Here is a 25,744-nt window from a genome sequence, read left to right on the forward strand (position 1 = left end):
CGCAGGTTGGTGGCCCAGCGGGCCGGGTTATTTGGACTCAAAGCTGGTGGTCCCGTCCCAGGGGGCGTCGGGCGGCAACCGCCTCATGGAGGCTACCCGTTCGGCATACAGGCGGTAAAGGACTTTTTTGGCATTCTGGCGCTGCAGGTTGAGCAGGTGCACGTCGCAGGCGTCCCAGTCCCGGGCCTGCCAGGCCTGGAGCGCGAGCTTCCACTGCGCCAGCTCCGCGGCCTGTTCGGCCGTGAGCTGCTCGCGGCGCCCCAGCGGGGTGACGATGGTGACGGCCTGGGCCTTGCCTTTGACGCGCACCCGGTCGAGCACCTGCCAGGCGAAGCCCGGCGCCTGGGCCTGGGTGGCTTCGCTGGCGACGATGTCGACGCCATAGATCCGCGAGAGCCCTTCGAGCCGCGAGCCGAGGTTGACCGCGTCGCCGATCACGGTGTAGCTGCGGCGCACGTCGGAGCCCATGTCGCCCACACACATGTCGCCGGTGTTCAGGCCGATGCCGAGCTGGATGGCGGGCAGGGCGCCCTGTGCCCGCTCGGCGTTGATCTCGCGGATGGCCTGCGCCATCGCCAGCGCGGTCTGCACGGCGAGGCTGGCGTGGCTGGGCGTTTCGACCGGGGCGCCCCAGAAGGCCATGACGCAGTCGCCCATGTATTTGTCGATGGTGCCGCGCTGCTGGCGGATGAGCCGGGTCAGGCGGCTGAACACGGTGTTGAGCAGGGCCTGGAGCTCGGTCGGCGCCATGGTTTCGGCGATCTGCGTGAAGCCGCGCATGTCGCAGAACATCACGGTGAGTTCGCGGGTGGTGGCGGTCATGCTGTAGCGGTTGGGGTCCTTGACCATCTCGTCGACCAGCTCGGGCGGCACATAGGTGCCGAAGAGCTGGGCGAGTTCGCGTTTGGCCCGGCTTTCAACGAAATAGCCGTAGCTCATGTTGAGCGCAAAGGCCAGGCCCGCCATCACCAGCGTGCTGGCCAGCGGCAGCACCAGCCCATGGCCGAGGTACAGCCCGGTGTTGAGCCCGATCACCGCCAGCACCACCGCCAGGCTCAGCAGCACCGCGCGCGCCGCGCCCAACAGGGGCAGCGCCAGCGCCAGGACCAGGCCGGCGACCACCAGCACGACCAGTTCGTAACCCAGCGCGTAGTCGGGCTTGACGAGCAGCTGGCCATCGAGCAGGCCGGCGATGAGGCTGGCGTGGGTTTCGACGCCGGGGTAGGTTTCACCGACCGGCGTGACCCGCAGGTCCAGCAGCCCGGGCGCGGTGGTGCCGATCAGCACGATCTTGCCTGCCAGTTGCCCGGGCACCACCCGTCCGGAGAGCACGTCGGCGGCGCTGACATAGGTGAACGACCCGCCCTGCGGGCCACCGGGGCCGCGGAAGGGCACCAGCGTGGCGACCCGGTGATCCACCGGGATGGCGAGCGTGGACGCCCCCTGGCGCAGGCGCACGCTCTCCAGCGCCTGGTACTGGCGACCCACCAGCCGCTCGGAGGGAAAACCCGGTTCGACGCCGGGCGAGCCGAGCAGCAGACGAAACATGGCCAGTGACAGCGATTCGTAGTAGCGCCCCCCGTGCTCGGCCAGCAGGGGGAGCGAACGCACCACGCCGTCCGGGCTGGTGATGGCGTTGAAAAAACCGGCGCGCGGGGCCGCTTCGGCCAGCGGCGGGATGTTGGCGCCGTAGCCGTCCCAGCGCGTGGCCAGGATGGGCCGGCCGCCCAGCGCTTCGGGCGGCATCACCGGCGCGGGCAACACACCGCTGGTACGCCCGTCGCGGTCGCTGGTGAAGTAGTAGCCCAGGACCACCGGGCGGTCCTTGAGCGCCCGCGCCAGCCGGGCGTCGCGGTTCAGCTCGGGTTCGAGTTGCCGGAGGCGTTCGGCAAAACCGGGCTGGTCGGCGAGCGCACCGCTGGCCAGTTGCTGCAGCTGTTGCAGGCCCGAGCTGTTGTCGGCTTCGGCAAACACCGTGTCAAACCCGAGCAGGGCGATGCGCTGGTCTTCAAACAGGGTGTCGACCAGCCGGGCCACGTCGTGCCGGGCCCAGGGCCAGCGCCCGACTTCGGCCAGGCTCTTTTCATCGATGTCGACGATCACCACCCGCTCGTCGCGCGTGGCCGGCATGGTGGCGCGCAGGCGAGCGTCGTAAATGATGTCGTCGAGCCGCTGCAGCACGCCCATGGGCAGCACCCCCACGGCGTGCAGCACGGCCAGCAGCAGCGGCAGCAAGGTGACAGCGATGCGCGGGCCGTGTCTGCTCAAGGCCTGCATGGGGGGCGCCCGAATGGAAGATGCAGGCCGTTCATGGCCTGCGGACCGAGCCGCTGGCCGCTGGGCTTCAGGACTGCACGAACTGCATCTGCGTGCCCGCGAGCTCGATCAGGTCACCGTTGCGCAGGTTGACCGCCTCGGTGCCGATGGCGCTGCCGTTCACGGTGGGCTTGATGGCGCCTTCGACCAGCGCAACCACATAACCATGGGGACGGCGCGTGATGGCCGCCACCGCCACACCCGGTTTGCCGATGGTGGTGACCACCTTGACCAGCGGCACTTCACGGCCCGCGGCAGCACCCGACATGACGCGGATCGAGCCATTGCCCACCGGGGCGGCTGGCTCGGCGGCCCCCACCACGGCACCGGCGTTGATGACCGTGGTTTTTTCAAAGTTCTCGACCACACCGTCGTGCACGAACTTGATCTTGTACTTGCCGATCTCGACCGTGTCACCGTTCTTCAGCTGCTGTTTCTTGATGGCCTTGCCATTCACATAGGTGCCGTTGGTGCTGTTGAGGTCTTCAAGAAACACCTCGGCGCCAGACATCTGCATGACCGCATGCTCCCCGCTGACCGCGAGGTTGTCGATCACGATGTCGTTGTAGGGACGACGACCGAGCGTGGTGCGGTCTTTGGTGAGCTGCACTTCCTTGATGACGACGCCATCGATGGAAACGATCATTTTCGGCATGGCCGACTCCTGTGGAACCTGATGAATTAATTCTTAAGAACTAGCGCCGCCAAGCATACGCGACAGCAAACCCCTGCGGACCTGTTTGGAGTGTGCCAGCACCAGTATCACCGAAATATTATCCCGACCCCCGTACCCGTTGGCTGCATCGACCAGGGTGCGGCATTTCCCCTGCAAACCGCCTGTCGCCATCAGTATCGCGGCAAGCTGTTCATCGAGCACCATGTCGCTCAGACCATCGGAACAAAAGAGGTACAGGTCACTGTCTTCAACCCGGTATTCGTTGACTTCCAGCAACACCGTGTCCTCGACCCCCAGGGCGCGGGTGACGAGGTTCTTGTGGGTGGCGAACTGGGCCTGTTCCTGCGAGATCAGGCCGGCGTCGATCTGCTCCTGCAGCAGAGAGTGGTCGCGCGTGAGCTGCTGCAGGGTGGTGCCCCGCAGGCGGTAGCAACGTGAATCGCCCACATGGCCGATCATCGCTCGCGTTCCCATGAACACCCCCATGACCATGGTGGTGCCCATGCCCGCGTACATGGGGTTGGAGTTGGCGGCGTTGAAGATCGAACGGTTGGCGTTGTCGATGCAGATTTCCATCGCCCGCTTGAGTTCGCGGGGGTTGGCCTCGTGCCCGCCATCGACCAGCCAGCGGCCCAGCTCTTCCTTGATGAACGTGGTGGCCATGGCGCTGGCCACTTCGCCCGCGTTGTAGCCGCCCATGCCATCGGCCAGCACCACCACCTGGTTCTCGGCATCCACGGCAACCGTGTCTTCGTTGTTGTCGCGGACCAGGCCTGGGTCCGTGAGGGCGGCGTACTCAAAGTTCATGTTGAGCAGGTTTATAACCAAACATGTGATTCGTCATCGTTCTTGATTTCGACTATTTGTCACATATTCCGCGATATCAGGGGCTGCGACCCTGGTGGTTGACGGACGTTGGGGGCTGACCTGTGTGGTTTCAAAGTGGCCGGACGGGCCGGCCGCGCTGCTGGCATTGTCGCGCAATGGCATATCGGTACCAGCCAGGGTATCGACCTCCGCTCGCAGCCGCTTCAGTTCGGCCGCCAGATCAGCACCGGTCTGGTAGCGCTGAGCGGGCAACTTGGCCAGACTCCGGGTGAGCATGTCGGCGATCCCGGCGGGCAATCCGGGTCGCAGGGTGCGCACATCGGGGGGGCTCTGGTTGGCGATCTGGTACATCAGCGCGGCCATGGAGTCGCCCCGGAACGGCAGCGTGCCCGTGAGCAGCTGGAACAGCATCACCCCCAGCGAATAGAGGTCGGAGCGGCCATCGATGTGCTGCCCGGCCAGTTGCTCGGGCGACATGAAGCTGGGTGTGCCCAGCACCATGCCGGTCTTGGTGCGGCTGGAATCGGTGATGCGCGCGATGCCGAAGTCGGTGACTTTCACGCTGCCGGCCTCCGGCGCGTACATGACGTTGGCCGGCTTGATGTCGCGGTGCACCACGTTTTGGCGGTGCGCGTAATCCAGCGCCAGGGCCACCCGCTCGCCGATGTCCAGCACCGTGGCCACGGGCAGCAGGTGGTCCGCGCGGGTGTGTGCCACCAGGTCCCGGCCCGGCAGGAATTCCATGGCGATGTAGGCCAGGTCGTGTTCTTCACCGGCGTCGAAGATGGTGACGATGTGCGGATGCTGCAGGCGCCCGGCGGTCTCGGCCTCGCGGAAGAAGCGCTCGCGCGCGTCCTGCAGTTCGCTGCCCTCGAATTCGGCGCTCAGCGCCAGGGTCTTGATGGCCACCCAGCGGCCGATCTTCGGATCTCGACCCTGGTAGACCACGCCCATGGCGCCCTTGCCCAGCTCCTTTTCGACCTGGTAGCGCCCGAGCATGGGCTTCTCGATGCCGCCACCCGTGAGCAGCAGGGTGCCGCCCGGGTGCGATGCGCCACCGCCCAACACCATGGTTTCCGACAGGTTTCTGGCGCGTTTCAGACGGGCCTGCACATCGGCATCGGCACGGTCCAGCCGGGCCATGTGTTCGTACACCGACTGCGCCTTGTTGAACTGGCGCTTGCGTTCGAAATCCAGCGCCAGCTGCTGGAGGTTGTCCATCAGCGCCTCGCTGTGCGGCACGCGGCGCAGGCGGTCAAAGGCCATGTCCAGCTGGCCCTGGCCCTGCAGCGCCAGGCCCATCATGCGGTTGGTTTCGGCCGACTCGGCATCGGTCTGGACCTTGCGCGCCTCGGTGACCCCGAAGCGCCGCGTGACGAGGGCCAGGTGGCCGATCAACAGCAGCGCGGCCGGGAACACCAGCGGCAGCCACAGCGCGGACGCGGACAGCAGGCCGTATTCCGCACCCAGCATCAGCACGAACAGTGCGCCCGAGACCCAGGCACCGCGCACCGCTGACAGCCGCGGCAGGGCCAGCAGCAGATAGACCGCCACCGCCAGCACCAGCGCCGCCACGGCGATACCGCTCCACAGCGGCTGGGCGATGAAATGGCCCTGCAGGATGCTGGAGGTGATGTGTGCCAGGATCACGGCGGGCGACATGGCGGCCGCCACCGGCGTGGTGAACACGTTGCCGACCCCGGCCGCGGTCGCGCCCACGATCACGATCTTGCCGGCGTACTTGGCGGCGGGGATCTTGCCCGAGACCACGTCGTAGAAACTGTCCACCGCAAACGCGGGGCGGCCGTCTGGGTCCGGATAAAACTGCGGCAGCACGCGCGCCAGTTCGTCGGTCGGTATGCGCAGGCGCCCGAGCTGCACCCCCTCGCCGGGCAACAGGCGCAGGTCCTGCACGCCCAGGTTCAGGCTGTGCGCAGCCACCGCCAGGCCCATGGAAGGCACGGCGTGGCCGTCAAAGTTCAGCAACAAGGGTTCCTGGCGCACCGCGCCATCACTGTCCTGCAACTGGTTGAGATGGGCCACGGCCACGGCGGCCTCACCGATGGCGGCAATGGGCTGCTGCGACTGCGATGCCGGGAAGCCGAAACCGGTGGCATCCACCAGCGCGCTTTTCCGTGCAAAGGCGGGCAGCGGCTGGTCGGGCCGGCCCAGAGGCTCACCGAGTTCAAACACCGAAGGCACGATCACGTTGCCCGCGCGAGCCATGCTCGCGACCAGACGGCCATCGGCGTCGAGCTTTTCTTCCGCCTTGATGAGGGTGCGGACCAGGCTCTCGCGCGACAGCGGCCCCAGGTCCGGCAGCGTGCCGCCCTCGATCTGGGTGCGCAGCTCACGCAGGCTGTCCAGTCCACGCGCGGTCTGGGGTTCAAAAAACAGCGCCGTGTGCGCCACCGTTCTGGCTCCAGCGGCCTTGAGCTGGTCGATCAGCTGCGCATGCACCTCGCGCGGCCAGGGCCAGCGGCCGATGTTGGCGATGCTCTGGTCGTCGATGGCGATGATGGCGATGCGGTCGCTGGGTGCGCGCCCGCTGTGGCTGCTGGCGAAGTCGTAGAAGCGGCGCTCGAAACCGCTGAAGAGATCGGTGGCCGCGTGCAAGGCCAGCACACCGGCCACCACCGCCAGGCCCAGCAGCGCGTCCGGGCGCCAGCCCCGGCGGCGGGCGCTCGGCGGCATGGCTTGGCGGCGTTCAGGGGTGCGGGGCAATTTCCGACCTTGTTGGCGTGAGGAGACCGTTGCGACCGACAAGCTTGGGGCAAGGGCTGGATGGCATCCCACGGTATCGACAGGACCGCCGCGCGTGCAGGTGTTTCATTTTGTTGCAGCTGCCGTGACGCATCAAGCGCCGATGTGACCACCAGGCGTCATTTGTGATGCACCCAAGAAAAAAGGCAACGCAAGCGTTGCCTTTTTCACGTCAGCGTGGGAGCCGTTTCACAGCTGCGCCTTGAGCAGCTTGCCCAGCTCGGACGGGTTGCGCGTGATGATGAAGCCGCTCTCTTCCATGATGGCGAGCTTGGCATCGGCCGTGTCGGCACCACCGGAGATCAGCGCACCGGCGTGGCCCATGCGCTTGCCGGGAGGGGCCGTCACACCGGCGATGAAGCCGACGATGGGCTTCTTCATGTTCGCCTTGCACCACATGGCGGCTTCGGCTTCATCGGGGCCACCGATCTCGCCGATCATGATCACGGCGTCGGTGTCGGGATCGTCGTTGAAGGCGCGCATCACGTCGATGTGCTTCAGGCCGTTGATCGGGTCGCCACCGATGCCCACAGCGCTGGACTGGCCCAGGCCGACTTCGGTCAGCATGGCCACGGCTTCATAGGTCAGCGTGCCCGAACGGGACACGACGCCGATGCGGCCCTTGCGGTGGATGTGGCCGGGCATGATGCCGATCTTGATTTCTTCGGGCGTGATCAGGCCGGGGCAGTTGGGGCCCAGCAGCAGGGTCTTCTTGCCGCCGGCGGCTTCCTTGGCCTTCATGCGGTTGCGCACTTCCAGCATGTCCTTGACCGGGATGCCTTCGGTGATGCAGACCGCCAGGTCGAGGTCGGCCTCGACGGCTTCCCAGATCGCGGCGGCAGCGCCTGCGGGCGGCACGTAGATCACCGACACGGTGGCGCCAGTCTGCGCCGCGGCTTCCTTGACGGAGGCGTAGATCGGGATGTTGAAGATCGACTCGCCGGCCTTCTTGGGGTTCACACCGGCCACGAAACAGTTCTTGCCGTTCGCGTATTCCTGGCACTTTTCGGTGTGGAACTGACCGGTCTTGCCCGTGATGCCCTGGGTGATGACCTTGGTGTCTTTGTTGATGTAGATCGACATGGTGTTTCTTCTCCGGGCTTATTTGACGGCAGCGACGATCTTGGTCGCGGCTTCGGCCATGGTGTCGGCCGCAATGATCGGCAGGCCCGACTCGGCCAGCATCTTCTTGCCCAGCTCTTCGTTGGTGCCCTTCATGCGCACCACCAGCGGCACGGACAGGTTCACGGCCTTGCAGGCGGTGATCACGCCGGTGGCGATGGTGTCGCACTTCATGATGCCGCCAAAGATGTTGACCAGGATGCCCTCAACCTTGGGGTTCTTGAGCATGATCTTGAAGGCTTCGGTGACCTTCTCGGGGGTGGCACCGCCGCCCACGTCGAGGAAGTTGGCCGGTTCGCCGCCGAACAGCTTGATGGTGTCCATGGTGGCCATGGCCAGACCGGCACCGTTGACCAGGCAGCCAATGTTGCCGTCCAGGCTGATGTAGGCGAGGTCAAACTTCGAGGCTTCGATTTCGGCCGGATCTTCTTCGTCCAGATCGCGGTAGGCCACGATCTCGGGGTGGCGGAACAGCGCGTTGGCGTCGAAGTTGAACTTCGCGTCCAGGGCCATCAGGTTGCCCTTGGAGTCGCAGTTCAGGGGGTTGATCTCGACCAGGGACGCGTCGGTGTCCATGTAGCACTTGTAGATCTTGGCGAAGATGTCCACGGCCTGGTCCACGGAGGCGCCGCTCAGTCCGATGGCGGCGGCCACCTTCTTGCTCTGCTCAGCCGTGATGCCGGTGAGGGGGTCGATCATCTCGGTGATGATCTTCTCGGGCGTGGCGTGGGCCACTTCCTCGATGTCCATGCCGCCTTCGCTCGATGCGATCAACGCCACTTTCTGGGTCGCGCGGTCGGTGACGAGCGACACGTACAGCTCGTTCTTGATGTCGGCGCCGTCTTCGATGTAGAGGCGACGCACCTTCTGGCCCTCGGGGCCGGTCTGGTGGGTCTTGAGCTGCATGCCCAGGATTTCGCCCGCGATGCGCTTGACGTCTTCAATGGTCTTGGCAACCTTCACGCCGCCGCCCTTGCCGCGGCCACCGGCGTGGATCTGGGCTTTCACCACCCAGACCGGGCCACCCAGTTTTTGCGCGGCTTCCACCGCTTCCTGCACCGTGAATGCCGCGATACCGCGGGGCACCGGCACACCAAATTGACGCAAGATTTCCTTGCCTTGGTACTCGTGAATCTTCATGAGGTCTCTCTCGGACTGGGGGGGTTGTTCGATCCGGCCAAAAAGGCGCAGCCGGCGCACGGGCAATGAACACGGCAGCCGGCGACTGTATCATGGTGCAACGCACCAATCTATATAAGCAGCGGCTTACGTAATGCATAATTATAAAGGCCGACGCTGAACCCTGACTGACACCCACAGGAGACGCCATGGCCAAGATCTTCATCGACGGCGAAGCCGGCACCACCGGCCTGCAGATTCGCGAACGCCTGCAAACGATGCCGGCCATCGAGCTGCTGAGCATCGCGCCGGAGCGGCGCAAGGACCCCGAAGCCAAGCGCGATCTGATGGCGCAGGCCGATCTGGTGATCCTCTGTCTGCACGACGATGCGGCCATCGAATCGGTGGCCATGATCGAGGGCCTGCCGGGCCGGAAACCCCGGATCATCGACGCCTCCACCGCCCACCGCTGCGCGCCCGGCTGGGCCTATGGCTTCCCCGAACTCTGTGCCGACCAGCGCGAGGCCGTGATGAAAGCGGATCGTGTGGCCAACCCCGGCTGCTACGCCACCGGCGCCATCGCTTTGCTGCGTCCGCTGGTCGATGCCGGGCTGCTGCCGAAAGACTTCCCGGTCTCGCTGCCTGCGGTCAGCGGTTACTCGGGCGGCGGCCGCAGCATGATCGAAGCCTATGAAAAAGGCGAAGCCCCGCTGCACGAGGCTTATGCGCTCGGCCTGACGCACAAACACATTCCCGAAGTCCTGCGTTACACCGGCCTGAGCCGCCGGCCCATCTTCATGCCCGCCGTGGGCAATTTCCGCCAGGGCATGCTGGTACAACTGCCACTGCACCTGGACGACCTGCCTGGCGCGCCGAAAGCCAGCGACCTGCACGATGCGCTGGTCGCCCACTACGCGGCCAGTGTCTCGGCCGGCGGCTGGGTCAGCGTGGAGCCCGCACCGGAGAGCGGCAAGCTCGACGCCACCGCCCTCAACGACACCAACCAGCTGGAGCTGCGGGTGTTTGCCCATGAAGCCCATCGTCAAGCCGTGCTGATCGCGCGCCTGGACAACCTGGGCAAGGGCGCCAGCGGCGCCGCGGTGCAAAACCTCCAGCTCATGCTCGGCCTTTGAGAGCCTGAGCGGCCCGTCCGCTCAGTTCGACCGACCGGGTTCGCTGCGGGGTTGGTTCACCACCTGCTGCAACAAGCGCAGGTCTTCCGTCACCCGGTCCGAATAGGCCTCGAACTGGTCGGCCACCATGCGTCGGGCGTCGGCCCGCTTGCCCGCCTGCTCCAGCGCGAGCACATTGCACGCCACGTGGTGGAACATGCGGTGGTGCGAAAGCAAGGCGGTGAACCCCGGGAAGGTGCCCAGGCGGGCCCGGGCCTGACCATGGATCCAGCGGCCCAGATCGCAACGGTCGTCGCGGCAAATCTGTTCGACGTCCAGTCCGGCTTCGGGGTGGCCGGCCAGATGCGCCAGCACGTGCTGCTTCCACTGCTGGTGGGCGGCCACGGCGGCGTCGATGTCCAGGCCCTGCGCGGCGCCCGCAGCCTCCGCCTGGAGCTGGTGGTCGTGCACCGCCCCTTCAGCGCCAAAGAACCGCCGGAATAAAGCCATGGTTTGTCTCCAGGGACACGCATTGTGGCGTGCTTTTGAATACCCCGGATGGTAATGCGAACGCCAGGCTCTCAGCCGCTCAGTCCTCGTGGCGCCCGCTCACCACTTTTCGGATGACATCCCCGCCAAAGCCGCGAGCGGCCAGGAAGCGCATCTGCTTGGCCTGTCCCGCGGCATCGGCGGCCGGCTCACCGAACTTGCGGCGCCAGATCTCGCGCGCGCGCTCGAACTCGGAACCCTGCAGACCAGCCACGGCCGTGGCCACGGCTTCGGCGCTCACGCCCTTGGCCTGCAGCTCGTGCTTCACGCGCGACGCGCCGAGCCGGCTGGCACGGCGGTGCAGCACCGACGCCACCACCCGCCGCTCATCGATGAAGCCCTTCGCCTGCAGATCATCGAGTGCGCGGGCCAGTTCACCGGGCTCGGTTTCGTGGGGCTTGAGCTTGCGCTCCAGCTCGGCACGCGAATGCTCGCGGCCGGCCAGCAGACGCAGGGCGCGGCCCTTGAGTGACGGCTGATCAAAGCCCATTTCAGCCTGCCGCTGTCGATTGGTGCGTGCGATCCACCGGACCGCTTATTCGGCGACGGCGGCTTTCTCCGCCTTGGCGGCCTTGCCACCTTTGGCCGGCGCGGCGGCTTCGTCGGTGGGCAGCAGCGGCACGCCGAGTTCGGTGCGCACCTTGTTCTCGATCTCGACGCGCAGATCGGGGTTCTCGCGCAGGAATTCGCGCGAGTTGTCGCGACCCTGGCCGATCTTCTCGCCGTTGTAGGCGTACCAGGCACCGGATTTTTCGATCACCTTGTGCAGCACGCCCAGATCGAGGATTTCGCCTTCGCGGCTGATGCCTTCGCCAAACAGGATGTCGAACTCGGCCGTCTTGAACGGGGACGCCACCTTGTTCTTCACCACCTTGACCCTGGTCTCGTTGCCGATCGAGTCTTCGCCTTTCTTGATCGTGCCGGTGCGGCGGATGTCCAGGCGCACCGAGGCGTAGAACTTGAGCGCGTTGCCACCGGTGGTCGTTTCAGGGCTGCCGAACATGACGCCGATCTTCATGCGGATCTGGTTGATGAAGATGACCATGCAGTTGGTCTTCTTGATGTGGGCGGTGAGCTTGCGCAGCGCCTGGCTCATCAGGCGGGCCTGCAGGCCGGGCAGGCTGTCGCCCATCTCGCCTTCGAGTTCGGCCTTGGGCGTGAGCGCGGCCACCGAGTCGACCACGATCAGGTCGACCGCACCGGAACGCACCAGGCTGTCGACGATTTCGAGCGCCTGTTCGCCAGTGTCGGGCTGGGAGATCAGCAGGTCCTGCAGGTTGACGCCGAGCTTCTGCGCGTACTGGATGTCCAGCGCGTGTTCGGCGTCGACAAAAGCGCACTGGCCGCCCACTTTCTGCATTTCGGCGATGGCCTGCAGGGTGAGCGTGGTCTTGCCCGAGGATTCCGGGCCGTAGATCTCGATCACGCGACCCCGCGGCAGGCCGCCGACGCCCAGCGCGATGTCCAGCCCCAGCGAGCCGGTGGACACCACCTGGATGTCTTCGATCACCTCGCCCTCGCCCAGCCGCATGATCGTGCCTTTGCCGAACTGCTTTTCGATCTGGGCCAGTGCGACCTGCAGGGCCTTGGCCTTTTCGCTGTTGACGGGGTTGTTCTTGACGGTTGCGTCCATGTGATGCTCCTGAGCGGGTGAGTGGGTGTTCGCTTCCAACAGGTGTTTTTGTGTACAGGCTGGATGCTTGAACAGCAGTTTACCGCTTTGTATATATCAAACAAGCCATTATTTGGTCAATTTGCCTTACTATTTACATCCCCCCCTGCGCCGCTGCGCGGCTTCCCCCCAGGGGGACGGCGCTGGCGGCCCGGCGAAGCCGGTTCCGCGGCGCCCTGGGCGGGATGCACTTCTTCTTCCGACTGAACCCATGAATGCTGAACGGCACGTTGCCATCCCCGACGACCGCTGGCGCTCCGGACATCTGGGCCGTCTGATGGGTCTGGCTTTGCGACGTTTTGACGAGCGCGTGCTGCACCTGATGGCGCACGATGCCAACGTGCCGCTGGGCTTGTCCAACCTCGCCGCACGGGCGCAGGTGGGCGCGGCCCACATCCACATCACGCGCCACCTGGCGCTCAAGGGCTCGCGCCTGACCGAACTCGCCCACCAGGCGGGCATGAGCAAGCAGGCCATGGGCGATCTGGTGACACAGTGCGAAGCCTGGGGCCTGGTGCGGCGCGAACCCGATCCGCTGGATGCGCGCGCAAGGCGCATCGTGTTCACCGGCACCGGCCTGCTCTGGCTGGAGGCGTTTCGCCAGGCGGTGGCGCAGGCCGAGGCGGAATTTCGCGCCCAGGTCGGCGCCGAGGTGGCCACCGTGGTGGCGCTGGGGCTGGAGGCGTACGGCACCTGAATGGCCGCGCGGCACGCGCCCAGGCGGCCCGCGCGCCGGGGGTTTATCCCGGAACCGACCCCTTCGGCGAAGCCTAAAATGGCCGCGGAGACCCTGCCGCCACCAGCCGGTTGTGCGGCTGACCGAGCCCCCACTACAGGCCGTCCGACCGGCCGCAAAGGAAACCCGCATGCGCATCCTGATTGCCGAAGACGACCAGGTTCTGGCCGATGGTCTGCTGCGCAGTCTTCGCGCGGCCGGCGCGGCTGTGGACCATGTGGCCAGCGGCAGCGAAGCCGACGCCGCACTGATGACCAACAACGAGTTCGACCTGCTGATCCTGGACCTGGGTTTGCCCCGGATGCATGGCCTGGAGGTGCTCAAACGCCTGCGGTCACGCGGTTCGGCGCTGCCGGTGCTGATCCTGACGGCGGCCGACAGCATCGAGGAACGCGTCAAGGGCCTGGACTATGGCGCCGACGACTACATGGCCAAACCGTTTTCTCTGCAGGAGCTCGAAGCGCGGGTGCGCGCGCTCACGCGCCGCGGCATGGGTGGCAGCACCAACACCATCAAACACGGCCCGCTGGAATACGACCAGGCCGGACGTGTGGCGACCATCGACGGCAAGATGGTCGAGCTCTCGGCGCGTGAACTGGGCCTGCTCGAAGTGCTGCTGCAGCGCGCCGGGCGCCTGGTGAGCAAGGACCAGCTGGTCGAGCGCCTGTGCGAGTGGGGCGAAGAGGTGAGCAACAACGCCATCGAGGTCTACATCCACCGCCTGCGCAAGAAGATCGAGAAGGGACCGATCCGCATCGCGACGGTGCGGGGGCTGGGTTATTGCCTTGAAAAAATCCCTGGATGAAGGCCCCCCCCGCGCCGAACGCCCGTGCCTTGCAGGCCGCGTCAGGGCCAGAAGCCCTGACTCTTCGGGCTGTCCCACCCTGCGCAGGCAGGCTGGGAGCCGCAGCCCTCAGCCCCCCAGGGGGCAGCACTGGTGGCCCGGCAAAGCCGGCTCCACGGTGCTCTGGGTTGGAACCCTTCGCTCCGGACAAGTTTGCGATAAACCGCCGCAGCTGACATGTCCGATCCCAAAAAACACGACAACGGCCAGATGTCGTTCGGGCTGTTCCAGCGCGAGCAGCGCAGCCTGTTTGGCGAGATCCTGGACTGGATGCTCACGCCGCTGCTGCTGCTGTGGCCGCTGTCGCTGGCACTGACCTGGTTTGTCGCGCAGGGCATTGCGAGCAAGCCGTTTGACCGGGCGCTGGAGTTCAACCTGCAGGCGCTGACGCAGTTCGTGGTGAACCAGAACGACCAGGTGAGCTTCAACCTGACACCGCAGGCACGCGACCTGCTGCGCGCCGACGACAGCGATCTCGTCTACTACCAGGTGCTGGACCCGCGCGGCACACTCATCAGCGGCGAGGGCGACTTCCCCCTGCCGCAGGACAACGAGACCCCCGAACCCGGGCGGGTGATGCTGCGCGATGACATCGTGCGCGGTGACGAAGTGCGTGTGGCCTACGCCTGGCTCTCGCGCAACCAGGACCCCAAACGCCTGGTGCTGATGCAGGTGGCCGAAACCAAGGGAAAACGCTCCACGCTGGCCACCGAAATCATCAAGGGCGTGATGGTGCCGCAGTTCGTGATCCTGCCGCTGGCGGTGCTGCTGGTGTGGATGGCGCTGGTGCGCGGCATCCGCCCGCTCAACGAGCTGGAACAGCGCATTCGCGCGCGCAAGCCCGACGACCTGAGTCCGATCGAGGAGTCTTTCATTCCGCAGGAAGTGGCGCCCCTGGTCTCGTCCATCAACGACCTGCTCACGCGGCTGAAGACCTCGCTGAGCACGCAGAAACGCTTCCTGGCCGACGCGGCCCACCAGCTCAAGACACCGCTGGCGGGGCTGCGCATGCAGGCCGAGCTGGCGCAACGCGAGAGCGATCCGCAGGAAATCCGCGGCTCGCTGCAGCAGATCGCGCGCTCCAGCACCCGCGCCACCCACACCGTCAACCAGCTGTTGTCACTCGCCCGCGCCGAGACCACCGGCCGCACGCTGCCGACCGCGCGCATCGACCTCGCCAAGCTCGTGACGGGCGTCGTGCAGGACTCCGTGCCGCGGGCGCTGGAGCACGGCATCGACCTGGGTTACGAAGGGCCTGAGGAGATGCCCGCGGATTGCCTGATGGACGGCAACCCGACCCTGCTGCAGGAGATGACGCGCAACCTGGTGGACAACGCCATCAACTACTCCGGTCGCGGCGGCGTGGTCACGGCCCGCGTTCTGCTGGACCGCTTCAGCGGCGTGATGATCCTGCAGGTGGAAGACAACGGCCCGGGCATCCCGGAGAACGAGCGTGAGCTGGTGCTGCAGCCGTTCTACCGCGCGCTGGGCACCAACGTCGACGGCTCGGGCTTGGGCCTGGCCATCGTGCACGAGATCGCGCAGCAACACGGCGCCGTGGTGTCCATGGAGGACGCCCAGCCAGAACGTGCCCACCGGGGTCTGCGCGCGTCGGTGCGTTTTGCGCCCCGCAAGTCCCCGGACAAGGACTGAAGCCAGGCGACGCGGTCGCGGAAAATCAGGCCGTTGTCGCCGGCTGGTACACGTTGAGCTGCAGCTTCTCGCGTTCGACCGCCCGCGCCACGGCCGGCAGCGCCGCAAAACGCTGGGCCAGATCCCAGGTGGCGGGGAAGGTGGTGGGGTCGATGCCGGCATAGCCGCCCCAGCGCAACAGGGTCAGCGCATAAGCGTCGAGCGCACCAGGCTTCTCGCCCGTGAGCCAGGGCGCCGCCTGGGCCGCGAGCACCTCGATCTCGCCCAGCAGACCCCGGTAGCTGTTCGCGGCGAACGCACGAATGACCTTTTGCGCACCTTCGTCGTCGGTGAACTTCTGCGGCATGAACACATGGGTGAAGGTGGGGTGCACGGTGTTGTTCATCCAGGCCAGCGTGGACAGCGCACGCGTGCGCGCCAGACCCGAGGCGGGCAGGATGCCGGCCTGCGGCAGCATCGCATCCAGGTGCAACAGGATGGCCACGATCTGGGTGATCACCTCGCCGCCGTCCACCAGCACCGGCACCTGGCCGCGCGGGTTCATGGCGAGGTAGTCTGCCGAGCGCTGTTCGCCCTTGTGCAGCTTCACGCTGACGGGCTCGAACGCCGCGCCCGAAAGTTCCAGCATGCTGTGCGGCACGAACGAGCAGGCGCCCGGGGCGAAATAGAGTTTGAGGCTCATGGTGGTGTGGTCTCCTGAAGAAAGTGAAAACCCGGTCAGCTCAGGTGTTTGCCCAGCACGCCGGCGATTTCAAACATCGTCACCTGCGGCTTGCCGAACACCGGTTCCAGCTTGGCGTCGGCGTTGATGTTGCGCTTGTTGGCCGCGTCCTGCAGGCCGTTGGCCTTGATGTAGTCCCACAGCTTCTTGACCGCTTCCGGGCGCGACACGGCGTCTGCACCGATCACCGCGGCCAATGCAGCGCTGGGCTGCTTGCCGCTGGCGGCGGTGGTCTTGCGCGGTGCCTTGGGGGCTTTCACCGCGGGCGTCTTTTTGGCTGCGGCTTTCTTCGCGGGCGCCGCCTTCTTGGCCGGTGCGGCTTTGCTGGCGGCCGCGCGCACGGGTGCGCCGGCCGCGGTCTTGCGCGGCGGGAACTTGGACGGTGCGAACTCGAAGTTCACCTTGCCCGCCTCTTTGTCCCAGGCGAGGAAGGCCTTGAAGGCCCGGCGCGTGCGCATGGAGACGAACTTGTCGAGCAGGTCGGTCTTGCCGGTTTCCAGCAGCTTGCTCATCTGCTCGCGCGCCACCGGCTGCTGCAGGATGATCTTGCCGCTCTTGAAGTCGCAGCTCGGCGTGGCCTGCGCCAGGGTGGGCACCGATTTTTCGCACACGTAGTTGGCGCCGTGCTCAAACACCGCGCCGCCACACTTGGGGCAGGCGCCGAGCGACTCGCTGCCGGTGAAGTCGACCAGCTCGCCGGTCTCTTCGTTTTTCTTGTCGTCGCCGAAGTCGAATTCCAGCTTCCAGTTCTTGTCTTCTTCGTTGAACTTGATCACGATCTCGGCCACGAAGGGCCAGCCCGCCTTGGAGCGGAAGCCTTCGAGCGGACCGATCTTCTTGGTCGCCAGCAGCTGTTCGGCTTCTTCGGGCTCGAAGGTGCGACCGGCTGGCGACTTGCCGAACGAGAAGCCACAGCCTTCGCTGTTGCCGTCGGCGCCGGTGCAGGCGTAGCGGCGGTAGTTTTCCTTCACCACGCCGCCGCAGTTCGGACAGGGCGTGGACAACGTGGCGTAGTTGCCCGGGATGGTGTCGCGGTCGTATTCCTTGGCCTTCTTCACCATGCGCTCGGTCATGGCGGCGATCTCGCCCATGAAGGCGGCGCGGCTCAGTTTGCCGTGCTCCATCTGCGACAGCTTGTATTCCCACTCGCCGGTGAGTTCGGGCTTGGAGAGCTCTTCCACGCCCAGGCCTCGCAGCAGCGTCATGAGCTGGAAGGCCTTGGCCGTGGGGATGATCTCGCGGCCTTCGCGGAACATGTACTTCTCGGTCAGCAGGCCTTCGATGATGGCCGCGCGCGTGGCGGGCGTGCCCAGGCCTTTTTCCTGCATGGCTTCGCGCAGTTCGTCGTCATCCACCAGCTTGCCCGCGCCTTCCATGGCACCCAGCAGCGTGGCTTCCGAATAGCGCGCGGGCGGCTTCGTTTTCAGGCCCCTGGTTTCCACCGATTCGGTGCGCACGGTCTCGCCTTCGCGCACCGGCACCAGGTTCTGCCCCTTGTCGCCCTCCTTGGCATCGACCACGTCTTCGGCGGCTTCCTTGCCGTAGACCGCCATCCAGCCCGGCTTGACCAGCACCTTGCCTTCGGTCTTGAAATGATGATTCAGAACTTTAGAAATGCGCGTGGTCACCATGAACTCGGCGCTGGGGAAGAACACAGCGAGGAAGCGGCGCACCACCAGGTCGTACAGCTTCTGCTCGGCTTCGCTCAGGCCGCTCGGTGCCTGCAGCGTCGGGATGATGGCAAAGTGGTCCGACACCTTGCTGTTGTCGAAGATGCGTTTGCTCGGGCGGATGTAGCCGCCGTCGAGCGCGGTCAGCGCGTGCGGCGCCAGGTGCTTCATGCCGCTGCCGGCCAGCATCTCGAAAGTCTGTTTCACCGTGGGCAGGTAGTCCTCGGGCAGCGCGCGCGAATCGGTACGCGGGTAGGTCAGGGCCTTGTGGCGCTCGTACAGGCTTTGCGCCAGCTGCAGCGTGGTCTTGGCAGAAAAACCAAAGCGGCCGTTGGCCTCGCGCTGCAGGCTGGTCAGGTCGTACAGCAGGCCGCTGGCCTGCGTGGTGGGTTTGCTTTCTTCGGTGACGCTGGCGGCCTTGCCGCGCACCGCATCGGCAATCGCCTGGGCTTCGCGCTGGCTCCAGACGCGGTCGGCGCGCTGCTCCAGGTCGGCGTCGTCGCCGGTGGGCTTCTTGAACGCGGGGTCGAACCACTTGCCGGGGTACTCGCCGGCCTCGGCGAGGAAGGCGCCGTGGATTTCCCAGTAGTCGCGGCTGCGGTGGGCGCGGATCTTTTCCTCGCGCTCGACCACGATGGACAGCGTGGGCGTCTGCACCCGGCCCACGGTGGTGAGGAAGAAGCCCCCGTCGCGCGAGTTGAAGGCGGTCATGGCGCGCGTGCCGTTGATGCCGACCATCCAGTCGGCCTCGGAACGGCTGCGCGCGGCGTCGGCCAGTCCCTGCATCTGCGCATCGCTGCGCAGGTGTTCGAAGCCGTCGCGGATGGCCGCGGGCGTCATGGACTGCAGCCACAGTCGCTGCACCGGCTTGCCCAGCGTCTGGTAGGCACCCCCTTTGAAGCCGCCAGCGTACTGTTCGATCAGGCGGAAGATCAGTTCGCCCTCGCGGCCCGCATCACAGGCGTTGATGAGCTGGGTCACGTCCTTGCGCTTGGCCAGCCGGACCACGGCCGACAGACGCGACTTGGTCTTGTCGATCGGCTTGAGCTCAAAGTAGGGCGGCAGCACCGGCAGGTGGGCGAAGCTCCACTTGCCGCGCTTGACGTCGAATTCTTCGGGCGCGGCGATCTCCACCAGGTGGCCCACGGCGGAGGTGACGACGTAGCCGTCACTCTCGAAGTGGTCATCGTGCTTCTCGAACTTGCCCGCCACCGGGGTAAGCGCTCGCACGATGTCCTGGGCCACGGATGGCTTCTCGGCAATGACCAATGTTTTGGCGAAACCGTCTGTTTTCATCTCTACAATCAACTTTCACGCGCGCATGCACGCGCACACATGGGTACGCACACACACGCGCGCACCTGCATGAATCAACCTTACCAAAAATTCCGGCCGTGAAGAAAAGCCTCCGCCAGACCCGGCCGCGCCCCGATGACCCCGCTCCCAAGGCCCAGGCCCGCGCGAGCCGGCGCATCCAGACACGGCGCTCCGGCGTGCACGGCAAGGGGGTGTATGCGGTGGTCGACCTGGCCGAAGGCGAGACCCTGATCGAATACGTGGGCGAGATCATCAGCTGGGACGAGGCGCTCAGGCGCCACCCGCACGATCCCAGCGACCCGAACCACACCTTCTATTTCCACATCGACGAAGCGCACGTCATCGACGCCAAGGTGGGGGGCAACTCCTCGCGCTGGATCAACCACAGCTGCAAGCCCAACTGCGAAGCCGAGGTGGACGACGGCCGGGTCTTCATCCGCGCCATGCGCAACATCGCCGCGGGCGAAGAGCTGTTCTACGACTACGGGCTGGTGATCAACGAGCCCTACACGCCCAAGCTCAAGGCCGAGTACCCCTGCTGGTGCGGCGCCAAAAACTGCCGCGGCACGCTGCTCGCGCCCAAGCGCGCCGGCAAAGCGTCGAAGCTAGGATGACCCCCCTGCGCCGCTTCGCGTCTTCCCCCCTGAAGGGGGGACGCACCCTGTGGCCCGGCAAAGCCGGTTCCACGGGTGCCCTGGGCGGCTTCACGCGCTCCGGCGCAGAGACGTGCCCGTCCCTGTCTCTTGCAGACCATGTCTGATCTGCTGGCCCACGTCGAATCGCTCTGGCAGGCGGTCGTCGCCGATCTGCCGGGTTTCACCGTCGAGGTGCTGCCCAGCATCGACTCCACCAACAGCGAACTCATGCGCCGCGCGCGCGCCGGGCTCATGGAGCCGGTGCTGCTGGCGGCCGAGGAGCAGACCGCCGGACGCGGCCGCCTGGGCAAGGGATGGCACAGCAAGGCCGGCCAGTCGCTGACGTTTTCGCTCGCACTGCCGCTGGCGCCGGCCGACTGGTCGGGCCTGTCGCTGGCCGTCGGCGTGAGCCTGGCCGAGAGCCTGCACCCGGACGTGCAGCTCAAGTGGCCCAACGATCTCTGGCTGCACCAGCGCAAGCTCGGTGGCATCCTGGTGGAAACCGCCAGCAACGGCCTGCTGGCCGGTGATGCCACGGCGCACCAGCGCCTGGTGGTGGTGGGCGTGGGCATCAACATCGCCCGCCCCGAAACCGCGGCCGTGAGCGCCCTGGACAGCCCCGATGCGGTGCTGCCCGCCATGGCGCCCGCCGGCTTGTCCGAGGTGCTGGTCGGCCTGACCGCGGGCGAGGTGCTGGAACGCGTGGTGCCCCCGCTGGTGCGCGACCTCCTGGCCTTTGAATCCCAAAGCTTCGCCGCCTTTGCCGAGCGATTCGCCCGGCGCGATGCACTGCAGGGGCGCAGCGTGCGACTGTCCGACGGCACCCTGGGAACCGCCTGTGGCGTGGACCCGCAAGGGGCCTTGCTCGTTCAGACCGCCCAGGGCATGCAGGCGGTCACCAGTTCGGAAGTGGGTGTGCGGCCATGTTGAGGGTGGTGATCTGGCTGCTGGTACTGGCCAACGCGGGCTATTTCGCCTGGACCCAGGGCTACCTGGGCACCCTGGGCCTGAAACCGGTGGTGCAGTCCGAACCGGAGCGCTTGCAGTCCCAGATCAGGCCCGAGGGCTTGCGCCTGCTCAACGCCCCCCGACCGGCCTCCGCACCAGCCCCCGCCGCAGCGCCCGCCACACCAGCCACACCAGCCGCGCCACCAGAAGCGACCGTCGTGGCCGTGGCAGACACCACGGAGGCCCCGGTTGTGGCGGAACCGCCCGCTTCGACCTGCTGGCTGGCCTCGGGCTTTTCATCCGAGCAGGCCGACGTGTTGCGCTCGGCGCTGCAGCAGCTGGACTTGCCCGGTGGCGGTTGGCAGCTGAACGAGGTGCGCAGTGGCGGGCGCTGGGTGGTCTACATGGGGCGCTACAACGACGAGCAGATGGCCCGCAAGAAGACCGAGCTGCGCGACATCAAGATCGAATTCCGCGAGGTGTCGGTGCCGACGCTGGGCCGGGGGCTGGCGCTGGGTACGTTTTCCAGCGAAGCCTCGGCCGAGCAGGCCCTGAAGGACCTGAGCAAAAAGGGCGTGCGCACCGCGCGCGTGGCGCTGGAGCGGCCCGAAGGCACCAGCTTTGCCTTGCGCCTGCCCGCCGTCACCGAAGCGCAGCGCAACGCCGTGAGTGGCCTCGGCGCAGCTCTGGCGGGCAAAAGACTCCAACCCTGCGAATAGGCTCCCCCCCTGCGCCGTTGCGCCTCGCGCCCCAGAAACGAAAAGCGCCGGAAACACTGCAGTGCTCCCGGCGCCAAATGCCTTATCCCAGCGATCACCGCGGAACCGGCTTCGCCGGGCCGCAGGTGATGCCCCCTTGAGGGGGTGACGCGCCCTTAGGCGCGGCGCGGGGGTGACTCTTATCGTGCGACGACGCGCGCCATCTCCAGGCACTTGTTGGAATAGCCCCACTCGTTGTCGTACCAGGCCACGACCTTGACGAAGGTGCTGTCCAGCGCGATGCCGGCGTCGGCGTCGAACACGCTGGTGCAGGTCTCGCCACGGAAGTCGGTCGCCACGACCTTGTCGGTCGTGTAGCCCAGCACGCCCTTGAGCGCGCCTTCGCTCTGCGCCTTCATCTCGGCGCAGATCTCGGCGTAGCTGGCTTCCTTGCTCAGTTCCACGGTCAGGTCGACCACCGACACGTCGGAGGTGGGCACGCGGAAGCTCATGCCGGTCAGCTTCTTGTTCAGCTCGGGAATCACCACGCCCACGGCCTTGGCAGCGCCCGTGCTCGACGGGATGATGTTTTCCAGGATGCCGCGGCCGCCGCGCCAGTCTTTGTTGGACGGGCCGTCCACGGTCTTCTGCGTCGCGGTTGCAGCGTGCACCGTCGTCATCAGGCCGCGCTTGATGCCCCACTTGTCGTTCAGCACCTTGGCCACGGGGGCCAGGCAGTTGGTGGTGCACGAGGCGTTGGAGATGATGGCCTGGCCGGCGTAGGTGGTGTGGTTCACGCCGTAGACGAACATGGGGGTGTCGTCCTTGGAAGGAGCGGACAGGATGACCTTCTTGGCGCCGGCGTCCAGGTGCTTCTGGGCCGTGACCTTGTCGAGGAACAGGCCGGTGGATTCGATCACGATGTCGGCGCCGACTTCATTCCATTTCAGGTTCGCCGGGTCACGCTCTTGCGTCAGGCGAATGGTCTTGCCATTGACGACGATGTTGCCGCCCTCGACCTTGACGGTGCCCTTGAAGCGGCCGTGCACGCTGTCGTACTGCAGCATGTAGGCCAGGTAGTCGGGTTCGAGCAGGTCGTTGATGGCGACGACTTCGATGTCCGAGAAGTTCTGGATCGCGCTGCGCAACACGTTGCGCCCGATGCGGCCGAAGCCGTTGATACCGATCTTGATGGTCATGTCCTGTACTCCTGTTGGATGGATGAAAAGCAAAAACGAAACTGCTTACTTGGTCAGCACAGTGCGCACCGTGTCGGCCACGTTCTGGGCGGTGAAGCCGAAGTGCTCGAACAGCGCCGGCGCCGGGGCCGACTCGCCATAGGTGTCGAGGCCGATCACCGCGGCCACACCGTATTTCCACCAGCCGTCGGTGGAGCCCATTTCCACCGCGATGCGCGGCAGGCCTTTGGGCAGCACGTCCGCCTTGTAGGCCGGATCCTGGCGGTCAAAGGTCGTGGTGCTGGGCATGGAGACCACGCGCACGGCGATGTTGTAGGCGCGGGCCAGCAGGTCCTGCGCCTTGAGCGCGAGCTGCACTTCGGAACCGGTGGCGATGATCACCGCCTGGGCCTTTTTCTTCAGGCCCACTTCGCTGGGCTCGGCCAGCACGTAGGCACCGCGGCTGATGTCGCCGAGGTCGTGCTTGGGCGCGTAGGGCAGGTTCTGTCGGCTGAGCAGCAGCGCGGTCGGCTTGTGGGCGTTCTGCAACGCAACGGCCCAGGCCACGGCGGTTTCGGCCGTGTCACCCGGACGCCAGACGTCCAGGTTGGGGATCAGGCGCAGGCTGGCGGCGTGTTCGACCGACTGGTGGGTCGGGCCGTCTTCACCGAGGCCGATGGAGTCGTGCGTGAACACATGAATCACGCGCTGCTTCATCAGCGCGGCCATGCGGATGGCGTTGCGGCTGTAGTCGGAGAAGGTGAGGAAGGTGCCGCCGTAGGGGATGAAGCCGCCGTGCAGCGCGACGCCGTTCATGACCGCGGCCATGCCGAATTCACGCACGCCGTAGTTGATGTGGCGGCCACCCTGGCCGGCCTCGTTCTTGACCACGTTGCCGGCCAGATCGAAGCGCAGGTTGGGGGTGGACTTGGTGTTGGTGAGGTTGGAGCCGGTCAGGTCGGCGCTGCCACCCAGCATCTCAGGCAGGGCGGCCGTGAAGGCTTCCAGCGCAATCTGGCTGGCCTTGCGGCTGGCCACGGTCTCGGCCTGGGTGTGGGCCGCGAGCACGGCGTCCACGGCGACCTGGTGGAACTGCTTGGGCAGCTCGCCCTTCATGCGGCGGGTGAATTCCTTGGCCAGCTCGGGGAAGGCCGCCTTGTAGGCGGCAAACTGCGCGTTCCAGGCGGCCTCGGCGGTCTTGCCGGCGGCCTTGGCGTCCCAGGCGGCATACACGTCTTTCGGGACCGCGAACGGGGCGTGGGGCCAGCCCAGGGCTTCGCGGGTGAGCTTGATCTCTTCGGCACCCAGCGGCTCGCCGTGGGCCTTGGCGGTGTTGGCGCGGTTCGGGCTGCCCTTGCCGATGCTGGTCTTGCAGCAGATCAGCGTGGGCTTGTCGGCGCTGTTCTTGGCGGCGGCGATGGCTTTGTCCACGGCGTCGGCGTCGTGGCCGTCGACCGCGCGGATCACGTTCCAGCCGCAGGCTTCAAAACGCTTGGGCGTGTCGTCGATGAACCAGGGCGCGACCTGGCCGTCGATGGAGATGCCGTTGTCGTCGTACAGGGCGACCAGCTTGTTGAGCTTCCAGGCGCCGGCCAGCGCGATGGCTTCGTGGCTGATGCCTTCCATCAGGCAACCGTCGCCCAGGAAGACATAGGTGTTGTGGTCCACGATGGCGTGGCCGTCGCGGTTGAACTCGGCGGCCAGCAGCTTCTCGGCCAGCGCCATGCCGACGGCGTTGGTGAGGCCCTGGCCCAGCGGGCCGGTGGTGGTTTCCACGCCGGGCGTGTGGCCGACTTCGGGGTGGCCCGCGGTCTTGCTGCCGAGCTGGCGGAAGTTCTTCAGTTCGCCGATGGGCAGCTTGTAGCCGGTCAGGTGCAGCAGCGCGTAGATCAGCATCGAGCCGTGGCCGTTGGACAGCACGAAGCGGTCGCGGTTGGCCCAGGCGGGGTTGGTGGGGTTGTGGCGCAGGTGGCGCCCCCACAGGGCGACGGCCATGTCGGCCATGCCCATGGGCGCGCCGGGGTGGCCGGAGTTGGCGGCCTGCACCGCGTCCATGGCGAGCGCACGGATCGCGTTGGCCTGGGTCTGGGGCGACACGCCGGGGATGGCGGCGGGGGCGGGGCTGGTGGGGGTGTTGGCGGCTTCGAGCATGGGGGGAACCGGAGGGTGGGGGATGGCAGCGCAAGAGCGCCAAACCCGGGATTTTATCGGGCCGCCCCGGCCGCTCGTGAATAATGAGGACGTGACCCCGACCCACACCACCGCGAAGGCCCCTGTTCCCGCCATGATCCTGGCCGCCGGACGCGGCATGCGCATGCGCCCGCTGACCGACGCGACGCCCAAGCCTTTGCTGCTGGTGCAAGGCCAGCCGCTGATGCAGTGGCCGATGGAAGCCTTGTACCAGGGCGGTTTCTCCCGCCTGGTGGTCAACACCGCCTGGCTGGGTGAGCAGATCGAGCAGCGGTTCGCCGACTGGCCACAACAGCACCCGGGCGCGCAGATCGTGTTTTCGCACGAGGGCCAGGACTTCGGCTATGCGCTCGAAACCGCGGGTGGCATCTCGCGCGCGCTGCCCCTGCTGGGCGAGGTGTTCTGGGTGCTGGCGGGCGACGTGTACGTGCCCGGCTTTTCCTTCACGCAGGCCCGGGTGGACCGCTTCGCCGCCAGCGGCCTGCTGGCGCACCTCTGGCTGGTGCCGAACCCGGCGCACAACCCCGGTGGCGACTTCGGCCTGAGCGCCGGGGGCCTGGCGCTCAACCAGGCCGACCTGAAACACACCTACAGCACCATCGGCCTGTACCGCCGCGCCCTGTTCGAAGCCCCTTGGTGCGACACCATCCCCGGCAACCCGCAGGGCACGGCAGCTGCGCTGGCACCGCTGCTGCGCAAAGCCATGGACGCGGGGCTGGTCAGCGCCGAGCTCTACACCGGCCCCTGGACCGATGTGGGCACGCCCGAACGTTTGAAAGAACTGGGCTGAAGCAATCGGCTCCCCCCGCGCCGCCTGCGGCGTGCCTTGCAGGCCGCGTCATCGTCGGAGCCGATGCCTCTTCGTCCCGTCCAAGCCTGCGCAGGCAGGCTCGGAGCCGCGGTCCTCAGCCCCCCAAGGGGCGATGCGAGTGGCCCGGCGAAGCCGGTTCCACCGCATCCTTGGTTGAACTGCGCGCCGGGCAGTGGCACTGCGGGG

At 66.6% G+C, this 25,744-nt stretch carries 21 protein-coding genes; 8 read left to right on the top strand and 13 right to left on the bottom strand.

The window, feature by feature from the left end:
* Positions 1-27: 27 nt before the first annotated feature.
* The 6 genes from AC0GNO_RS16945 to sucC form a co-directional block, all read right to left on the bottom strand.
* The gene (locus AC0GNO_RS16945) at positions 28-2,277 is read right to left on the bottom strand and encodes a CHASE2 domain-containing protein (protein ID WP_472904815.1); all 2,250 of its coding nucleotides are present in this window, start codon (positions 2,275-2,277) and stop codon (positions 28-30) included.
* A gap of 67 nt (positions 2,278-2,344) precedes the next feature.
* Positions 2,345-2,971: an FHA domain-containing protein gene (locus tag AC0GNO_RS16950; RefSeq protein ID WP_472904816.1), complete on the bottom strand. Its 627-nt coding sequence runs from the start codon at positions 2,969-2,971 to the stop codon at positions 2,345-2,347.
* A gap of 33 nt (positions 2,972-3,004) precedes the next feature.
* Positions 3,005-3,799 carry a Stp1/IreP family PP2C-type Ser/Thr phosphatase gene (locus AC0GNO_RS16955; protein WP_472904817.1) on the bottom strand — a complete coding sequence of 265 codons (795 nt, stop codon included), beginning with the start codon at positions 3,797-3,799 and terminating at the stop codon, positions 3,005-3,007.
* Between the two features lie 33 nt (positions 3,800-3,832).
* Entirely contained in the window at positions 3,833-6,544 is a 2,712-nt protein-coding gene (locus AC0GNO_RS16960; RefSeq protein ID WP_472904818.1) for a CHASE2 domain-containing serine/threonine-protein kinase, read from the bottom strand.
* A gap of 228 nt (positions 6,545-6,772) precedes the next feature.
* Positions 6,773-7,666: a succinate--CoA ligase subunit alpha gene (gene sucD, locus AC0GNO_RS16965; RefSeq protein WP_472888622.1), complete on the bottom strand. Its 894-nt coding sequence runs from the start codon at positions 7,664-7,666 to the stop codon at positions 6,773-6,775.
* Positions 7,667-7,684: 18 nt separating this feature from the next.
* Positions 7,685-8,845 (bottom strand): ADP-forming succinate--CoA ligase subunit beta, encoded by a 1,161-nt coding sequence (sucC, locus tag AC0GNO_RS16970; RefSeq protein WP_472888621.1) that lies wholly within the window; start codon positions 8,843-8,845, stop codon positions 7,685-7,687.
* 188 nt (positions 8,846-9,033) lie between these two features.
* On the opposite strand from sucC, the gene argC reads away from it, so the two are divergent.
* Positions 9,034-9,957: an N-acetyl-gamma-glutamyl-phosphate reductase gene (argC, locus tag AC0GNO_RS16975; RefSeq protein ID WP_472888620.1), complete on the top strand. Its 924-nt coding sequence runs from the start codon at positions 9,034-9,036 to the stop codon at positions 9,955-9,957.
* Positions 9,958-9,978: 21 nt separating this feature from the next.
* Here the strand turns inward: argC and AC0GNO_RS16980 are convergent, their stop codons facing one another.
* From AC0GNO_RS16980 to recA, 3 genes are all read right to left on the bottom strand, one after another.
* Positions 9,979-10,446 carry a CZB domain-containing protein gene (locus AC0GNO_RS16980; RefSeq protein WP_472888619.1) on the bottom strand — a complete coding sequence of 156 codons (468 nt, stop codon included), beginning with the start codon at positions 10,444-10,446 and terminating at the stop codon, positions 9,979-9,981.
* Positions 10,447-10,525: 79 nt separating this feature from the next.
* Positions 10,526-10,975, bottom strand: coding sequence for a recombination regulator RecX (recX, locus tag AC0GNO_RS16985; protein ID WP_472904819.1), 450 nt, complete (start codon positions 10,973-10,975; stop codon positions 10,526-10,528).
* A gap of 45 nt (positions 10,976-11,020) precedes the next feature.
* The gene (gene recA, locus AC0GNO_RS16990; protein WP_472888617.1) at positions 11,021-12,118 is read right to left on the bottom strand and encodes a recombinase RecA; all 1,098 of its coding nucleotides are present in this window, start codon (positions 12,116-12,118) and stop codon (positions 11,021-11,023) included.
* A gap of 250 nt (positions 12,119-12,368) precedes the next feature.
* Here recA and AC0GNO_RS16995 point away from each other — a divergent pair, with 250 nt between their 5' ends.
* The 3 genes from AC0GNO_RS16995 to AC0GNO_RS17005 all read left to right on the top strand — a co-directional run bounded on the left by AC0GNO_RS16995 (position 12,369) and on the right by AC0GNO_RS17005 (position 15,390).
* Positions 12,369-12,854: a MarR family winged helix-turn-helix transcriptional regulator gene (locus AC0GNO_RS16995; protein ID WP_472904820.1), complete on the top strand. Its 486-nt coding sequence runs from the start codon at positions 12,369-12,371 to the stop codon at positions 12,852-12,854.
* Positions 12,855-13,023: 169 nt separating this feature from the next.
* The gene (locus AC0GNO_RS17000) at positions 13,024-13,698 is read left to right on the top strand and encodes a response regulator (RefSeq protein ID WP_305359989.1); all 675 of its coding nucleotides are present in this window, start codon (positions 13,024-13,026) and stop codon (positions 13,696-13,698) included.
* Between the two features lie 216 nt (positions 13,699-13,914).
* Positions 13,915-15,390, top strand: coding sequence for a sensor histidine kinase N-terminal domain-containing protein (locus AC0GNO_RS17005; RefSeq protein WP_472888615.1), 1,476 nt, complete (start codon positions 13,915-13,917; stop codon positions 15,388-15,390).
* 25 nt (positions 15,391-15,415) lie between these two features.
* On the opposite strand, the gene AC0GNO_RS17010 is transcribed toward AC0GNO_RS17005, so the two are convergent.
* Positions 15,416-16,072 carry a glutathione S-transferase family protein gene (locus tag AC0GNO_RS17010; RefSeq protein ID WP_472904821.1) on the bottom strand — a complete coding sequence of 219 codons (657 nt, stop codon included), beginning with the start codon at positions 16,070-16,072 and terminating at the stop codon, positions 15,416-15,418.
* A gap of 35 nt (positions 16,073-16,107) precedes the next feature.
* A complete protein-coding gene (locus AC0GNO_RS17015; protein WP_472904822.1) occupies positions 16,108-19,077 on the bottom strand; it encodes a DNA topoisomerase III in 2,970 nt (989 codons plus the stop codon).
* Positions 19,078-19,253: 176 nt separating this feature from the next.
* On the opposite strand from AC0GNO_RS17015, the gene AC0GNO_RS17020 reads away from it, so the two are divergent.
* The 3 genes from AC0GNO_RS17020 to AC0GNO_RS17030 all read left to right on the top strand — a co-directional run bounded on the left by AC0GNO_RS17020 (position 19,254) and on the right by AC0GNO_RS17030 (position 21,400).
* Positions 19,254-19,712, top strand: coding sequence for an SET domain-containing protein (locus tag AC0GNO_RS17020; RefSeq protein WP_472904854.1), 459 nt, complete (start codon positions 19,254-19,256; stop codon positions 19,710-19,712).
* A gap of 138 nt (positions 19,713-19,850) precedes the next feature.
* On the top strand, positions 19,851-20,663 hold the full coding sequence (locus AC0GNO_RS17025) for a biotin--[acetyl-CoA-carboxylase] ligase (protein WP_472904823.1): 813 nt from the start codon (positions 19,851-19,853) through the stop codon (positions 20,661-20,663).
* Positions 20,657-21,400, top strand: coding sequence for an SPOR domain-containing protein (locus AC0GNO_RS17030; RefSeq protein WP_472904824.1), 744 nt, complete (start codon positions 20,657-20,659; stop codon positions 21,398-21,400). Before AC0GNO_RS17025 ends, AC0GNO_RS17030 begins: the two co-directional genes overlap by 7 nt.
* 179 nt (positions 21,401-21,579) lie before the next feature.
* Here AC0GNO_RS17030 and gap read toward each other — a convergent pair whose 3' ends face one another.
* A complete protein-coding gene (gene gap, locus AC0GNO_RS17035; RefSeq protein WP_472904825.1) occupies positions 21,580-22,578 on the bottom strand; it encodes a type I glyceraldehyde-3-phosphate dehydrogenase in 999 nt (332 codons plus the stop codon).
* Between the two features lie 45 nt (positions 22,579-22,623).
* Positions 22,624-24,708, bottom strand: a complete 2,085-nt coding sequence (gene tkt / locus AC0GNO_RS17040; RefSeq protein ID WP_472904826.1) for a transketolase — start codon at positions 24,706-24,708, stop codon at positions 22,624-22,626.
* 133 nt (positions 24,709-24,841) lie between these two features.
* Here tkt and AC0GNO_RS17045 point away from each other — a divergent pair, with 133 nt between their 5' ends.
* The gene (locus AC0GNO_RS17045) at positions 24,842-25,537 is read left to right on the top strand and encodes a nucleotidyltransferase family protein (protein ID WP_472888679.1); all 696 of its coding nucleotides are present in this window, start codon (positions 24,842-24,844) and stop codon (positions 25,535-25,537) included.
* The last annotated feature ends 207 nt before the right edge of the window (positions 25,538-25,744 follow it).

This window comes from Hydrogenophaga sp. L310, assembly GCF_055703065.1.

What these genes read in the sequence shown, in the direction of transcription:
- AC0GNO_RS16945 (WP_472904815.1), bottom strand. Translation starts at nt 2,277, where the DNA reads ATGCAGGCCTTGAGCAGACACGGCCCGCGCATCGCTGTCACCTTGCTG.
- AC0GNO_RS16950 (WP_472904816.1), bottom strand. Translation starts at nt 2,971, where the DNA reads ATGCCGAAAATGATCGTTTCCATCGATGGCGTCGTCATCAAGGAAGTG.
- AC0GNO_RS16955 (WP_472904817.1), bottom strand. Translation starts at nt 3,799, where the DNA reads ATGAACTTTGAGTACGCCGCCCTCACGGACCCAGGCCTGGTCCGCGAC.
- sucD (WP_472888622.1), bottom strand. Translation starts at nt 7,666, where the DNA reads ATGTCGATCTACATCAACAAAGACACCAAGGTCATCACCCAGGGCATC.
- sucC (WP_472888621.1), bottom strand. Translation starts at nt 8,845, where the DNA reads ATGAAGATTCACGAGTACCAAGGCAAGGAAATCTTGCGTCAATTTGGT.
- argC (WP_472888620.1), top strand. Translation starts at nt 9,034, where the DNA reads ATGGCCAAGATCTTCATCGACGGCGAAGCCGGCACCACCGGCCTGCAG.
- AC0GNO_RS16980 (WP_472888619.1), bottom strand. Translation starts at nt 10,446, where the DNA reads ATGGCTTTATTCCGGCGGTTCTTTGGCGCTGAAGGGGCGGTGCACGAC.
- recX (WP_472904819.1), bottom strand. Translation starts at nt 10,975, where the DNA reads ATGGGCTTTGATCAGCCGTCACTCAAGGGCCGCGCCCTGCGTCTGCTG.
- recA (WP_472888617.1), bottom strand. Translation starts at nt 12,118, where the DNA reads ATGGACGCAACCGTCAAGAACAACCCCGTCAACAGCGAAAAGGCCAAG.
- AC0GNO_RS16995 (WP_472904820.1), top strand. Translation starts at nt 12,369, where the DNA reads ATGAATGCTGAACGGCACGTTGCCATCCCCGACGACCGCTGGCGCTCC.
- AC0GNO_RS17000 (WP_305359989.1), top strand. Translation starts at nt 13,024, where the DNA reads ATGCGCATCCTGATTGCCGAAGACGACCAGGTTCTGGCCGATGGTCTG.
- AC0GNO_RS17005 (WP_472888615.1), top strand. Translation starts at nt 13,915, where the DNA reads ATGTCCGATCCCAAAAAACACGACAACGGCCAGATGTCGTTCGGGCTG.
- AC0GNO_RS17010 (WP_472904821.1), bottom strand. Translation starts at nt 16,072, where the DNA reads ATGAGCCTCAAACTCTATTTCGCCCCGGGCGCCTGCTCGTTCGTGCCG.
- AC0GNO_RS17015 (WP_472904822.1), bottom strand. Translation starts at nt 19,077, where the DNA reads ATGAAAACAGACGGTTTCGCCAAAACATTGGTCATTGCCGAGAAGCCA.
- AC0GNO_RS17025 (WP_472904823.1), top strand. Translation starts at nt 19,851, where the DNA reads ATGTCTGATCTGCTGGCCCACGTCGAATCGCTCTGGCAGGCGGTCGTC.
- AC0GNO_RS17030 (WP_472904824.1), top strand. Translation starts at nt 20,657, where the DNA reads ATGTTGAGGGTGGTGATCTGGCTGCTGGTACTGGCCAACGCGGGCTAT.
- gap (WP_472904825.1), bottom strand. Translation starts at nt 22,578, where the DNA reads ATGACCATCAAGATCGGTATCAACGGCTTCGGCCGCATCGGGCGCAAC.
- tkt (WP_472904826.1), bottom strand. Translation starts at nt 24,708, where the DNA reads ATGCTCGAAGCCGCCAACACCCCCACCAGCCCCGCCCCCGCCGCCATC.
- AC0GNO_RS17045 (WP_472888679.1), top strand. Translation starts at nt 24,842, where the DNA reads ATGATCCTGGCCGCCGGACGCGGCATGCGCATGCGCCCGCTGACCGAC.